The organism is Cellulomonas carbonis, from assembly GCF_014636275.1.
Lineage (GTDB): Bacteria > Actinomycetota > Actinomycetes > Actinomycetales > Cellulomonadaceae > Actinotalea > Actinotalea carbonis.
Genome location: NZ_BMEB01000002.1, coordinates 385,208 through 399,691, shown reverse-complemented (window position 1 = coordinate 399,691; position 14,484 = coordinate 385,208). Strand labels below are relative to the sequence as shown.

Sequence of the window (14,484 nt, the reverse complement as noted above, 5' to 3'; positions counted from 1 at the left end):
CGTCGACAGTTCCGGCGACAGGTCGTCACCGCGCCGGATTCACCAGCTCGCCCAACATCTCCCGCGTCTCTCGATCCGTCGAGTACAGGACCGTCCCGACCATTCCGCGCGTGAGCAGCACCTTGTAGACGTGCCGCACGAGCCGGTCGAACGTCGCGTCGTCGACGGCCTTCCGGTTCCGGAAGTCCGGGTCCTTGTTGAACTCGCGCTGCGACACCCACCGGTCGGTCCGCCAGACGAGGTCATCACCCAGGATCACGCCGTTCCAGTCGTACTCGAACCCCTGCGCCGTGTAGACGCAGCCGACCTGGCCAAAGCCCGCCGGGTCCGTGGCCCACAGCTGGGAGGGTGGCGCGCCACCGACGGAGCGCTCGCTCTTGAGGTTCCACGGCCGCGACCAGGCCCCGATCGACACGTCCCGCACGAGGGTCCCGTCCGGACGTGGGTCGCTCCACCGCCAGCAGTAGCCGGCGGTCATGCGGGCGCCGTAGCCCTGCGCCAGGACGGAGCCCAGTCGCTCTTCGAGGGCGCGCGGGGTGTCCACGACCTCGACGGCGAAGTGCGGCTCGTCGCTCCACGGGACAGGGCCGTCGCCCTCGAGCCCGAGCAGCTGCAGGACCCAGGCCAGGTACGCCTCGGACCCACCGGCGCGGTACTGGGCGCTCAGGTCGACGTGGTGCAGGTCGAGACCACGCGCGCGAGCATGTGACTCGATCTCCGCGACGCTCCCCATCTCCCCCGGGCGCACGACCTGGTGCTGGTCGAGCAGGAACACCGGCACACGCGCGGCGTCGATCAGCTCCTCGATCTGCGGGCGTGCGGTCTCGCGCAGCTCCTTCCGGGTGTACCGGTTGACCGACTTCTCCCGGAGCCGATGGGCCTCGTCGAGGATCAGGACCTCGAGCCCGTTCTTCTCAGCCGTCATGAAGCTGTTGAAGTACTTGAACAGGCTCTTCACCTGGCTCGAGCCCTTGCCGGCGACCTGTCGGAGCGTCGACGTGAACGACTTCGACCCCGTTGCGTGGAGCACCGTGTGGCCCTGCCGGGCGAGCTCGCCGAGGAGTGACAGCGCGATGACGCTCTTGCCGCTGCCGGGTCCGCCGGCGATCACGACGACGACCTTCCGATCCGCGCGTCGAGCCTTCTCGACAGCCGCGAGCACGAGCTCGTAGGCGACCCTCTGCTCGTCCAGCAGCACGAACTGCTCACGTTCCTGGATCTCCTTCGCCGCGAGGGAGAGGAGCTGCTTCGACGGCGCGATGGCCGACGCCAGGAACAGGTCCGCCGCTTCAGCGCCTGACGTCGGGGCAAGGCGGCTGCGCAGGAAGTCGTGGAACTCGGATCGTCGCTCGCCGGTGAACAGCCGCGCCTCCGCGGCCGCCGCCATACCGCGCAGACCGGCGACTCCGTACTCGGTCGCGTTGTGCAGGTACGCCACGCCGACGACGGCGTCCGTCCGACCGTCGAGCGCCCGCACGAAGTCGGTGAGGTAGCTCGCGTAGCCCGACACCTGCGCCGCCGGATGGAGCACCGGTCGGTACGGAGCACCCACCACGTCGACGAGCGTGTCGCTGCCTTCGAACGGTGCCGCCGTCCCCCACTGCTTCAGCTCGACGACGACGTACGAGGGAAGTCCCGTTCGCGGATGGACGCCGGCCAGCACGACGTCGGCGCGCTTGCTCGAGAGCGGGAGCCGGTGCTCGGGGATGACCTCGACCGCGTCGAGACCCGCGTCGCGGAGGTCGGCCGAGAGCACCGGGAGGCTGCCGCGCCAGGACCGGCGCTCGCTCGGACCCGGTGCACCCCAGCCTGACCAGAGGAAGTGCTCTGCCAGCCTGCGCTCGACCTCGCTCGCGTCCCCGTCGCACAACGTCGCGAGCGTCCGCCCGCTCCACCGAAGAACCTGCACCGACGACGCCCCCTGGGCAGCACGAATGAACGTGCGGAGGGGGCATGTCCACGTCGAGGCATCGGCGCGGAAGTCCGTCGGACCGCGTTTGCTCCAGGACAGTAGCCGCCGTCAGGCTCGCGCCCGTGGACGACACCGAGGCTGACCCCCGTCCGGGTGACATCAGCGAGCTGACCAAGCGCATGCGGGACTTCACGGAAGAGCGGGACTGGGGCCGCTTCCACGACCCGAAGTCGCTGGCGCTGGCTCTCGTCGGAGAGGTCGGCGAGCTCGCCGAACTGCTGCAGTGGATATCCGCCGAGGATGCCGTGGCGCACTTCGCCGAGCCGAGCAGGCAAGCGCGGATCGGCGAAGAGCTCGCGGATGTCCTGCTCTACCTCGTCCGGCTGGCCGACGTGCTCGGCGTCGATCTTGGTGCGGCGGCCGTGTCGAAGCTGCGTGACGGAGCGACCCGCTTCCCGCCCGACGAGGTGCGGGGCGTCGCACCCCACCGCCCTTAGTCAAGGGTCAAGGCACTTCCGCCATGGCTGAGTCCTGCGTGCTTGAGCATGACGGATTGACCAATCTCTCAATTCGCTATGGTGTCCACGACGCCCGCTCCGCGCGACCTCCGAGGCCCCCCATGCCCTTCACCCACCTCACCCCCACCACCCCGCTCCACGAGGTCAAGGCCCAGCTCTTCAAGGCCCTCGGCCACCCGATCCGGGTCCGACTCCTCGAGCTCCTCATCCCCGGTGAGCGCGCGGTCGCCGACCTCCTCACCGACACCGGCCTCGAGGCGTCCCTCGCCTCGCAGCACCTCGCCGTCCTGCGTCGCACCGGATTGGTCACGGCCCGCCGCGAGGGCAACACCGTCACCTACCGCCTCGCCGACCCGAGCGTCGTCGACCTCCTCACGGCCGCCCGCACCTTCCTCGCGACGACCCTCGCCGGGACCCAGGGCCTCCTCAGCGAGCTCGACCGCCCCCTCGGCGCCCCCGCCGAGGGATCCCAGCCGTCGACGACCACCCCGCGATGACCACCCCTGCCGCCACCCTCGCCACGGCGACCCACCCGGTCGCCACGGCCGTCCGCACGGCCGCACGGCGCACGCTCCCCCGCCGCGCCGACTACGCCGACCTCCCCCGCACCTGGCGCGCCGACCTCGTCGCCGGCGCCACGGTCGCCGTCGTCGCCCTCCCGCTGGCGCTCGGCTTCGGCGTCACCTCGGGCGTCGGCGCCGCGGCGGGGCTGGTCACGGCGATCGTCGCCGGGCTCGTCGCGGCGGTCTTCGGCGGGTCGAACCTCCAGGTCTCGGGGCCGACGGGCGCGATGACCGTCGTCCTCGTGCCGATCGTCGCGCGCTACGGGCCCGAGTCGGTCGCCACCGTCGCGGTCATGGCGGGCGGGCTCGTCGTCGTCGGCGGGCTGCTCGGGCTCGGGCGGCTCGTCGCCTACATCCCCTGGCCCGTCGTCGAGGGGTTCACCTTCGGCATCGGCGTGACGATCGCGCTCCAGCAGGTGCCGCTCGCGCTCGACACCGCCAAGGCCGACGGCGAGAACGCGGGCCTCGTCGCGCTCCGCACGCTGGCCCTCGTCGACTGGTCGGCCGCCTGGCGTCCGCTCGCCCTCGTCGCGCTCGTCGTGGTCCTGATGACGATGCTCCCCCGCTGGCGCCGCGGCATCCCCGCCTCCCTCGTCGCCGTCGTCGTCGCGACCGTCGCCGCCGAGGCGGCGCACCTCGACACGACGCGCATCGGCACCCTTCCCTCGACCCTGCCCACGCCGACGCTGCCCCTCCTCACGCCCGAGGCGACCAGCGCGCTCGTCTCCGCGGCCGTCGCCGTCGCGGCCCTCGCGGCGCTCGAGTCGCTGCTGTCGGCGCGCGTCGCCGACGGCATGGCCGACGACCTCCCGCGCACCGAGCCGAACCGCGAGCTCGTCGGGCAGGGGCTCGCCAACGTCGCGTCGGGGCTGTTCGGCGGGATCCCCGCCACGGGCGCGATCGCGCGCACCGCCGTCAACGTGCGCTCGGGCGCCCGGACGCGCGCCGCCGCCGCGCTGCACGCCGTCGTCCTCGCGGTGGTCGTCCTCGCCGCTGCGCCGCTCGTGTCGCGCATCCCGCTCAGCGCGCTCGCAGGGGTGCTGCTCGTGACGGCGGTGCGCATGGTCGACGTGCCGACGGCGCGCGCGATCCTCCGGTCCGGGCGCTCGGGGGCGCTCGTCCTGCTGCTGACGTTCGCGACGACGATCGTGTTCGACCTCGTCGTCGCCGTCGAGCTCGGCGTCGCCGCCGCGGCCGTCCTCGCGCTGCGCGCCATGGCGCGCGCCAGCGGGCTGCACCGCGAGCCGATCGACGACCCCGAGCTCGACGCCGGCACCGAGCACGCCCTCCTGCACGAGCACATCGCGGTCTACCGGATCGACGGCGCCCTGTTCTTCGCCGACGTCCGCCGCTTCCTCGACGAGCTGATGCAGGTCACTGACGTGCGGGTCGTCGTCCTGCGGCTGTCCGGCGTGCGGGTGCTCGACGCGAGCGGCGCCAACGCGCTCGCCCAGGTGGTCGCCGACCTCCAGCGACGCGGTGTGGTCGTCCTGCTCAAGGGGCTGCGGCCCGAGCACCGACGCGTCGTCGAGGCCGTCGGCGTGCTCGACGCCCTCCAGCACGAGAAGCACCTCTTCGACACGCTGCCCGACGCCATCGAGCACGCACGCAGCCACGTGCGCCGCAGCGTCGTCGTCGGCGGCTGAGGGGCGCGGCCGGCGCCGTCGCTCCCGGGGGGTCGGCCCCGCGCCTCGGCCCGGAGTGCCCAGGGCAGCCGGGTCCCGATGACGCCACCCGGCGGCCGCACGCTCCACCCGTCCGGCCCACGCGTCGATGACGGCGGGACGCGAGGCTGAGCGCTGTGATCCGCCGCCCGCACGTCGCCGCCGTCGTGGCGGTGGCGATGTCGACCGCGGGCGCGGTCGCAGGGTGCGCCGCGCACGCGAACCCCCTCGCCGGGCCGGTCTACGTGGCGCACACCTGCACCGCCGAGGACGTGCTGGTGGACTGGTGGCAGCCGGGCATCCCGTTCGGCCCGATGCCGCGGACGCTCCGCGAGACGCCGTCGGAGCCCTTCGACCCCGTCGCCGTGGTGCTGTGCGAGACGGGCTACGACCTCGACGCCTCCGACGAGCCGACGGCCGTGCTGGTGACCGAGGTCCGGTACGAGGGCGACCTCGGCGCGGTGCTCGACTACTTCGCGCAGCCGTCGACCCCTCGCGACGACTCCCACCCGGACTGCGCCGCGGCCGGTGCGCAGGCCCCGCCACCCGTCCTGTGGCTCGTCGACGCCGACGGCCGCGCGACGCTGCCCGGGCTGCCGACCGTCCGCTGCGGCTTCTACCGCGACGGCGTCATGGACACGCTGGTCCCGCTCGACGCGGTCGACCGGGTCGAGCACGTCCTCGAGCTCGACCCCGAGGCCTGAGCTCCCGCGACGAGCCCTCGCCGCGCGGCCCCGCTACTCCCAGCCCTCCGTCGCGTCCATGAGCCGCGCACGCCCGCCGCGGACGACGGCGCGTCCCCGCTCGAGCAGCGTCGCGGCCATGACGGCGATGAGGCCGACGACGGCGACCGCGACCCACGCGCCGGCCTCGCCGACGGCGGGCAGCAACGCGACGAGCGGCAGCCCGACGGCCAGCACCAGCCCGGCGACGACGATCCCGGCCCCCGTCACGAACCGCCGGCGCACGCGCGTGGCGACGCCCCACAGCGCGACCGCCACACCGATCGCCGCGGCGACGAGCGCGTGCAGCACCGAGTCGGTGAACGCGGACGCGAACGACGAGACGACGAGGAACGCGACACCGGTGAGCTCGAGCCCGGCGACGCCGTCGGCGGCGGGGGGCAGGCCGCGGTCCCGCCGGTCGGCACGCCACACACCGACGACGACGAGCGTCGCGAGCCCCACCGGGACCGTGTACCAGGCGACGGAGCCGCTGATCGCGTGCGTGGCGTACGCGGCCCACGCGAGCCACGCCACGACGGGCGCCGCAAGGCGCAGCCCGAGCTCGCGGTAGGCGACTCCGAGCGCAGCGGCCTGGACGGCGGCGGCCGCGAGAGCCGCGGCCAGCAGCACGGGCGTCGGCTCGTCCGCCCCGGTCGGGGCCGCGGCGGGTGCGGCTGCCAGGAGCAGCGCGACGGCGACCGTCGCGACGCCGAGCACGGCAACCGGTCGCTGCCACGGCACGCCGGGAGGCCGCTGCCAGCCCCCGTGCGCGTCCTGCCACCCCATGTGCGGGTCCTGCCGCCCGCCGTCCGCGTCCCGCCGCCCGGCGGGCCCCGCCGCCTCGACGCCGCCACGCGCATGCCGAGCCCCCGCCTGCGCGACGAGCACGAGCGCGGCACCCGACAGCGCCGCGAGGACGGCGAGGACGCTGACGCGGGTCGTCGCCGACGCGTCGGCCGCGGCGAACCCCGTCAGTACCGCCGCGAGCGCGGGGACGACGGCGAGCTCGCGCCACCACCCCCACGGCAGCGCACGCTCGGCGCCGCCCGCCGCGAGCGCGAGCAGCACCCACGCGACGACGTGCCACCAGCCGACCTGCGGCTCGACACCGGGCGGGACGTCGCCGATCGGCGCACCGCCCCACGGCAGGACCCACAGCGTGGCTCCGACGGACAGCAGCAGCCCGACCGTCCCCCACGGCGGGACCCACGACCGCCCCCGGCCGAGTCGCCCGACGACGACGACGAGCGCCAGCACAGCGACCGCACCGACGACCGCGGTGACGTCGGTCGCGGTCTGCGGGCTCCACTCGACCCATCGCAGCAGCGCGACCCACGCCGCGGTCCCGGCGGCAGCCCCGATCCACTGTCGGGCCGTCCGGACGACGCCCGTCTCGCGGACGGCGGCGAGCGCGGTGTGCGCCGCGGCGAGGGTCGCCAGCGAGAGCGCCGTCCAGCCCGCTCCGCTCTCTGCCGCGGCCGAGACGACGAGCGCCGTGCCGATCCAGCCGAGGACCTCGCTCAACCCGCGGCGCCGCGCGAGGCGCACGGCCGCAGCGACGACGAGGACGCCGACCGCGAGCCGCACGAACGGACGCGACGAGCCGGTCGCGGTGGCGACGGCCACCACGGCGGGGACCGTCGCGGCGACCGCGAGCGCGACGTCCCAGCGGGCCCAGCGGACGCGTGGCGCCCCCGGGCGCGCGACGAGCCACCCGAGCCCGGCGAGTCCGGCGGCGACGGCGACGTGCGCCCACGCGCCGGGGTGGTCCTCGCCGAGCAGCGGGACCGCGGAGACCCAGGCGAGCAGCAGCGCGGCCGCACCCACGGCACCGACGCCGCCGAGTGCCGCGACCGCCGCGAGCACCACGGCTCCTGCGAGCAGCAGGACCCCGGCGGCTGCGTCGTCGGGGACCGTGACGGCGACGACGAGGCCGAGCGCGAGCTGGACGGCTCCGACGACCGACGGTGGGAGGGCGACGCGGTGTCGGGGAAGCGGCCGCGGGTCGGTCGGGCGCGCCCGGTCGGCGACGAACCCGCCGACCAGGAGCAGCCCGCCGAGCCCGATGCCCGCACCGGCGACCACCACGTCGAGGTCGAGCCGGTCGACCGCGGGCACGGCGGTGCGGAGCGTGAGCGCGACGGCCGGCGTCACCGCGGTCCACGCCGTCCACACCATGACGGCGTGCCGGCCGCGCGTGAGCACCACCTGCGCGATGACGACCGCGAGCGCGGCGACCGTCGGCCACGCCTCGCGGGCGCCCACGACGGCGAGCAGCGCCGCAGCGAACGCGGCCCACGGCAGGACGGCGCGCAGACGCGGCCCCGTCGGCATGCGCGTCCCCGCGGCGTAGACGAGCGCGGCGACGAGCAGCACCAGCACGGCCCACGTCGACTCGAGCGGGAGCGCGCCGCCGACGTCGAGCGCGACCGACGTCGTCACGGGTACGCCCGTGAGCGCGATCGCCCACGGGGCGACGCGACCGATCCCGGCACCGTCCAGCAGTGCGCCGACCGGCGACCACCCGACGTCGCCCGCGACGGCCGTGAGCAGCCATCCGGCCGTCCCGGCGGCGAGCACCGCGACGACGCCCCACGGCTCCCCGACCGCGAGCACCAGCGCGGGTAGGGCGGTGACGTGCCCCGCGAGCCCGGCCGCCGCGGCCGCGTGCCCCGTGCCGCGGGCGCCACGGACGCCGGTCCCGGCGGACGGTGCGCGACCACCCCCGACGGCGTGCGCGACGACGACGGCGCCGAGCCCGATGGCGCCCAGCCCCCACCCGCGCACGCCGTCGGGCACGTCGGTCGCGAGGAACAGCGCGAGCCACGCCCACCAGACCAGCGGGGTCGCGGCGACGACCCGCCACCACCCGCGGCCCGGACCGCCGACGACGGCGACCACGAGCGACCCGGCGACGACCGGGACGACCCACCGGTCCTCCAGGGCGAACGCGGCTGCCACCGAGCCGACCGCCGTCACGGTGACGGCACCGACCCACCACCACGCCCAGAACCGCGGTGTCCCCGGGCGGCGGAGGGTGCCGCGAGCCAGCACCGTCGCCGCCAGGACGACCGCCGCGGCGGTGACCAGCGCGACCGTCCCGTCGGTCGCGGCGCCCACGGCGGCGACGAGCATGACGGGCGCGACCGCGGCCACCACGTCGAGGACGACCGCGGAACCCGGCAGCGGCGGCGGGTCCACGCGCCGGACCACCGACCACGCGACGAGCAGCGCCGCCGCGACGACCGCCCACCACCCCGGCTCCGACACGAGCACGGCCACCACCACGGGCAGCGCGCCGACCACGATCGCGAACGCCGTCGACCCCCGACCGTCGCGGGTCGACCGGCGCCGCGCGAGCAGCTCGGCGAGCCCGATCCCGACCAGCACGGCGGCGAGCAGGGCCGCCGGCACGGCGACGTCCGCGGAGCCGAGGAGGGGCAGGTCGGGAGACAGCAGCGGTGACGCGTCGTCGGCGGCGACGAGGCGCAGGGTCGCGAGCGCCCAGCCGACCACGAGCACGACGTCGGCGGTCGCCGGAGCGACCCGCGGCGAGAGCGCGACGGAGGCGGCGAGCGCGGCGACCGTCACGACGACCGGCAGCACCGGCCACCCCTCGGCGGCCCACGCGACGACGCCCAGGACGCCGACCACGACCGACCCGGGCAGCACCGCCGCGAGCGCGCCGTCGACGCAGCCGGACCGCGCGTCGTCGTCGGCGGTCGGCGCATCGGGGCCGGTCCTTTGACGGTCGACCGGCCGCTCCCCGCGGCCGGCGACCAGGGCCCGGGCGAGCAGCGTCCGCGCGACCAGCGTCGTCGCGAGCACCGCGAGCGCGACGACCGCGACCTGCGCCGCACCCGGGACCGCGACGTCCTCGCCGCGCGGGACGGGCCGCGCGAACCCGACGGCCGCCATCGCGGCCGCGAGCCACACCACCGGGGCGACGACCGCGCCGAGCGCCGAACCGCGCCGACCGGCGACCAGGTACGCACCCGCGAGGACGGCACACGCGACGGCCGCGCCGATCGGGAGCGCCGCACCGTGCGGGTCGGGCGGGAACCCGTACCCGTCGACGGTCGACGTCACCACCATGAGCGCGAGCAGCAACCCGCCGACGCCGACCATCGTCCGCGCGACGAACCGCGCACCGCTGTGGCCGAGCACCCGCGCGGCCACGAACGGCACGAGCGCGACCGCGAGCTCGGCGACGGGCCGCAGGGCCGGGCTGACGTCACCGAACGCGAAGGCCACGAGCCCGAACACGCCGACGAACAGCAGCAGGACGCCGAGGTAGGCCAGGCCGTGCACGGTGAGGTCGGCGTCGAGCCGCGTCCGCAGGCTCGCCCACCACGTCGCGACCCGACCGGGAGCACGCGGCGGCATCGCCTGCCCCGCCATCTGTCCCGCCGGCCACGGCGCCGACGGGGCGGGGTGCGGCCGGGTCGGCGCGGGGGCGTGGCCGGTCGGCACCGCACCCGGCGGGACCTGCCACGCCGTCGTCGGCATCCCGGACCCGGGCGCCGCCGTCGGGGCCGGCCCGCGCGGGACCGGAGTCGCCGTGGGCGCGATCGCGCCGCCGGAAGGCGACCACCCACCGGCCGCCCACCCGGTCGACGCCGCACCCGCGACAGGCCCGACCGAGGCCCCGGACCCCGCGAGCTCCTCCGCGAGCCGACCGAGCGCGACCGCGTGCTCGTCGGTCACGACGCCGCGTCGACGCGCCTCGGGCAGCAGGACGCGCGTCACGAAGGCGACGCCCTCGCCGGGAGCGGCACTCGTGGCCCCGCCGACCCGCGCCCCGGTGGAGGCCGCCGACCCCGGCACACCGGCCTCCGTCGACCCGCCGCCCGTCGCGGCGCCGACACCGGCCCCGGGCACACCCGCACCCGGCCCGCCGCCGAGCCAGTGCCGCACGCCGTCGGACTCCCACGGCGTCCACCGCGTGCCGTCCCACCAGCGCAGCGCCGAGCGTCCCGTGCGGTCCGGGTACCAGCCCGGTGCGGCGTGGCCGTGCATCGCTTCCCCCTCCGACGGTTCGCCCGCGGTCGGGGACGTCGGCACATCCTCCCGAAGTCGGGCACGCGGTGGACACGGGTCCGGGGCCGCTGTGGGTGGACGTCACCCGACGCGCCTAGTGGACGACGCTGCGGGCCACGCGTGGGCGCCCTGTCGGCGCAGCCCGCGAGGAGGCGGACAGCGCGATCCGACCCCCCGACCCGCCCGCGACCCGATGACTTCGCGCCCTGGGACCGGTCTACCCGCACGGACGCTGCACCACCCCGCAACGCCCGCCGCCGACGCACGCCGCGAGGGAGCCCCGCATGACCACGTCGTCCACCACGTCGTCCACCACCCCGACGGCGACCGCCGCCACGCCCGCCACGACCCTCGACGACCTGCGCACCCGCCTCACGGGCCGCGTCGTCGAGCCGCACGACGCCGACTACGACGCGCTGCGCACCGTCGCCGCGGGAGGCGTCGACGCCCGTCCCGCCGCGATCGTCCGCCCGGCGACCGACGACGACGTCGTCGCGACCCTCGCGTTCGTCCGGGCGACCGGCATCCCGGTCGCCGTCCGGTGCGGCGGCCACAGCAGCGCGGCGCACTCGACCGTCGACGGCGGCGTCGTGATCGACGTCCGGGACCTGCTCGGCATCGAGGTCGACGCGGACTCGGGCACCGCGTGGGTCGGCGCGGGCCACACCGCGCGCGAGGTCACGGCGGCGCTCGCCGAGCACGGGCTCGCGGTGGGCTTCGGCGACACGGGCGAGGTCGGCGTCGCGGGCATCACGCTCGGCGGCGGCATCGGGTTCCTCTCGCGCGCGCACGGGCTGACGATCGACAACCTGCTCGGCGCCGACGTCGTGACGGCCGACGGCCGCGTCCTGCGCACCGACGCCGCCAACCACCCCGACCTGTTCTGGGGGCTGCGCGGTGCGGGCGCCAACCTCGGCGTCGTCACGCGTCTGCGCTTCCGCGTCCACCCGGTGCGCGACGTCGTCGGCGGCATGCTGCTGCTACCGGCGACCGCTCCCGTCCTCGCAGGCCTCGTGGCCGCGGCGCAGGCGGCGCCCGACGAGCTCGGCGTCATCGTCAACGTCATGCCCTGCCCGCCCCTGCCGTTCGTGCCCGCGGACGTGCACGGCCGCCTCGTCGTCATGGCGCTCGTGTGCTGGTCGGGTGCGGCGGAGGACGCCGACGCGGTCCTCGCGCCGATCCGGTCGCTCGCCGAGCCGATCGCGGACCTCGTCGCGCCGACGCCGTACGCGGGCATGTTCCCGCCCGACGCACCGCCGGAGCACCCGACCGTCGTCGCGCGGGGCCTCTTCACGGACGTCGTCGACGAGCCGCTCGCCGCGCGGCTGCTCGACCGGCTCGCCGAGGTCGACGGGATGCGCGTCGCGCAGCTGCGCGTGCTGGGCGGCGCGATCGCGCGCGTGCCCGACGACGCGACCGCGTACGCGCACCGGTCGGCGCGCGTCATGGCGTACGTCGCGGCGTTCGTGTCGCCCGAGGACCGTGACGAGCGCGCCGCGTGGGTCGCCGCGACGGCCGCGGCGCTCGACCGGGGCGTGCCGGGCGTCTACGTGAACTTCCTCGGCGAGGAGGGCCCGGACCGCGTGCGCGACGCCTACCCGGGTGCGACGTGGGACCGGATCGCGCAGGTCAAGGCGACGTACGACCCCGAGAACCTCTTCCGACGCAACCAGAACGTGCCGCCCGCAGCGGTGTGATCGACGCGCTCCCCCGTCGGCGGGTTGCGCCCACCCACGTCGTCCACACATCCCCGCCGTCCACGCCGTCCCCAGAGCGGCCGGTCCGCTCGACGACGCCTGCCGCGCGCTCCCTAACGTCCCGGACGCCACCACCCGGGTGGCTCGTCCGAAGGGGATCCCGTGGTCATCCGTCGCACCGTCCTGCCCGTCTCCGCCGCACTCGCCGTCGCGTGCGTGCTCACCCCGAGCGCGTCCGCCGTGACGCCCGCACCGACGGTCGCCGGCGTGCGTCCCGTGGTCGGCGGCGGGCTCGAGGCGGCCTCCGACGACGCCGAGGAGCGGCCCGGGTGGGACCGGATCCGTGGCCGGCTCAGCGAGCCGCCGTGGGTCCTCGAGGAGGAGGCCGCCACCGACGACGAAGCGGCCGTACCCGCCGACGGCCCTGCCGAGCCCGCGGACCCGGACGCCACCGACCGCGGAGGAGACGGCGACGGAGGAGACGGCGACGCTGCCACCGCGACGACGGGTGGCCGCATCGAGGCCGGGGACGGACAGGGGGCGGCGTCGCGGTCGACGGCTCGCGACGCACGACTCACGGGGCCCGCGCTGCTCGAACGCGTGGCGGTGGCGCGGCGCTCGTCGGGCACCCCCCTCGTCCCCGCGCGACCCACGTGGCCCGGGGTTACGTTCCCGGCATGACCGACGCCGGCCACGTGTTCGTCGTCCGCGGTCGGCTCGAGCACCTCGACCACGACGCCACGCTCATCCCGACGGACCGCGACTTCGTGGTGACGCCCGCCTGGGCCGCTCCGCTCGCCGCGGCGGCCCACGGGGCGACCGGCGGCTCGGCCCGGACGTCCGCACGGCGTGCCGGCACCGCCCACCACACCGACCTCGAGGACGGCGGTGACGACCCGGGCATCGACGAAACAGGCGTCGGCGACGCACCCGCGACCGACCTGCCCGGCGACGACGACGCGTGGGCGGCGACGGTCCGCGGGCTGCGGCCGACGTCGTGGTGGGAGCGAGGGTGGGGCCGCGCGGCCGACGGCCGACCCGCCTGGTTCGTCGACAGCGCCGCCTACGACGACCCCGAGGCGACGCTCGGCCCGATGGTCGACCGCGTCCACGCCGTCCTGATGGACATCGCGTCGGCGGGGATCAGCCCGCGCAGCGACCGACCGCGACCTCTCGTCGCGCTGCCCACCCTCGGCGTGCGCCAGGGCGGGTTCGGCGACCTGCGCGGCACCGTGATCGACCGGCTGCTGTCCGTGTGCCAGGACGTCGTCGAGCGGACGGGTGTGGACGTCGTGGTCGTCGCGGCGAACGACCCCGACCACGCGGCGTTCCAGGCAAGGCGCCGCGCTGCCGGCGGGCGGCACGCCGCGCACCTCACGCCCGAGCTGCTCGACCAGGCGCGGATGCTCGCGCGGCGGGCGCTCGAGGGGTCGCTCGCGCTGTTCCTCGGCGCCGGGGTCGGCATGTCGGCCGGGCTGCCGTCGTGGTCGCGGCTCATCGAGCGCCTCGCCGAGCGCGCGGACGCCGACTTCGGCCGGCTCTCGTCGCCGCTCGACAAGTCGGAGCTGCTGCGCCGTCGGCTCGGCGACGACCTGGGCTGCATGGTCGCCGAGGAGGTGCGCGGCACCGACCGGTACGGGATCGTCCACGCGCTCATCGCGGCGTTCGACTGCGAGCAGGCCGTCACGACGAACTACGACGACCTCTACGAGCGGGCCGCCGCCGACGCGGGACGCGAGCTCGCTGTCCTGCCCTGGGCCGCGGCACGACCGGGGGCGCCGTGGCTGCTGAAGATGCACGGCGACGTCGAGCACCCGGAGAGCATCGTCCTGTCGCGGTCGGACGTCGTCGGCTACGACGCCCGCTCACGGCCCATGAGCGCCGTCGTGCAGGCGCTCATGGTCACCAAGCACCTGCTCGTCGTCGGTGCGTCCATGACCGACGACAACTTCCTGCGGCTCGCGCACGAGGTCGTCGCGTTCCAGGAAGGAGGTCCGACCGGACCGGCCCCGCTCGGGACGGTGCTCGCCCTGCGGCCCGACCCCGCCGCCGTCGAGCTCTGGCGCGGCCGCTTCGAGCACCTCTCCGCATCGCAGGACGCCGACGGCGAGCCGGGCGACCACGCGCGCCGCCTCGCGGTCCTGCTCGACGCCGTCGCGATGCACGCGACGCCCCCCGCACACCTCGCGGACGAGCGGTACGCCGCACTGCTGCCCGACGAGGAGCGCCCCCTCGCCGACGCCGCACGCGACCTGCGGCGGAGCCTCGACGCGGTGCCCGGGCGCAGCGACTCGTGGCGCGCGCTCGAGCGCGCGCTCGACGAGATCGGGGCGTGATCCGCCGCGAGACCCGTCCCGACGCGACG

9 protein-coding genes are annotated in these 14,484 nt (G+C 76.3%); 7 read left to right on the top strand and 2 right to left on the bottom strand.

What is annotated here, in order from left to right:
• Window positions 1-25: 25 nt before the first annotated feature.
• The gene (locus IEV86_RS07070) at window positions 26-1,870 is read right to left on the bottom strand and encodes a DUF2075 domain-containing protein (RefSeq protein WP_229734534.1); all 1,845 of its coding nucleotides are present in this window, start codon (window positions 1,868-1,870) and stop codon (window positions 26-28) included.
• A gap of 164 nt (window positions 1,871-2,034) precedes the next feature.
• Between IEV86_RS07070 and IEV86_RS07065 the strand changes: the two genes are divergently transcribed.
• The 4 genes from IEV86_RS07065 (at window position 2,035) to IEV86_RS07050 (ending at window position 5,361) form a co-directional block, all read left to right on the top strand.
• Complete coding sequence (locus IEV86_RS07065; RefSeq protein WP_229734533.1) at window positions 2,035-2,409, top strand: nucleotide pyrophosphohydrolase; 375 nt, start codon at window positions 2,035-2,037, stop codon at window positions 2,407-2,409.
• A gap of 122 nt (window positions 2,410-2,531) precedes the next feature.
• Window positions 2,532-2,927 carry an ArsR/SmtB family transcription factor gene (locus tag IEV86_RS07060; protein WP_043605708.1) on the top strand — a complete coding sequence of 132 codons (396 nt, stop codon included), beginning with the start codon at window positions 2,532-2,534 and terminating at the stop codon, window positions 2,925-2,927.
• Window positions 2,924-4,639, top strand: coding sequence for a SulP family inorganic anion transporter (locus IEV86_RS07055; protein WP_052426146.1), 1,716 nt, complete (start codon window positions 2,924-2,926; stop codon window positions 4,637-4,639). The genes IEV86_RS07060 and IEV86_RS07055 overlap by 4 nt, the downstream gene beginning before the upstream one ends.
• A 155-nt stretch (window positions 4,640-4,794) precedes the next feature.
• Window positions 4,795-5,361 carry a hypothetical protein gene (locus IEV86_RS07050; RefSeq protein ID WP_043605706.1) on the top strand — a complete coding sequence of 189 codons (567 nt, stop codon included), beginning with the start codon at window positions 4,795-4,797 and terminating at the stop codon, window positions 5,359-5,361.
• Window positions 5,362-5,394: 33 nt separating this feature from the next.
• On the opposite strand, the gene IEV86_RS07045 is transcribed toward IEV86_RS07050, so the two are convergent.
• Entirely contained in the window at window positions 5,395-10,401 is a 5,007-nt protein-coding gene (locus IEV86_RS07045) for a hypothetical protein (RefSeq protein ID WP_188484605.1), read from the bottom strand.
• A 305-nt stretch (window positions 10,402-10,706) separates the two neighbouring features.
• On the opposite strand from IEV86_RS07045, the gene IEV86_RS07040 reads away from it, so the two are divergent.
• The 3 genes from IEV86_RS07040 to IEV86_RS07030 all read left to right on the top strand — a co-directional run bounded on the left by IEV86_RS07040 (window position 10,707) and on the right by IEV86_RS07030 (window position 14,455).
• Entirely contained in the window at window positions 10,707-12,119 is a 1,413-nt protein-coding gene (locus tag IEV86_RS07040) for an FAD-binding oxidoreductase (RefSeq protein ID WP_081978923.1), read from the top strand.
• A 162-nt stretch (window positions 12,120-12,281) separates the two neighbouring features.
• Window positions 12,282-12,800 (top strand): hypothetical protein, encoded by a 519-nt coding sequence (locus tag IEV86_RS07035; RefSeq protein ID WP_043609721.1) that lies wholly within the window; start codon window positions 12,282-12,284, stop codon window positions 12,798-12,800.
• On the top strand, window positions 12,797-14,455 hold the full coding sequence (locus IEV86_RS07030; RefSeq protein WP_052426530.1) for an SIR2 family protein: 1,659 nt from the start codon (window positions 12,797-12,799) through the stop codon (window positions 14,453-14,455). The genes IEV86_RS07035 and IEV86_RS07030 overlap by 4 nt, the downstream gene beginning before the upstream one ends.
• Window positions 14,456-14,484 lie beyond the last annotated feature (29 nt).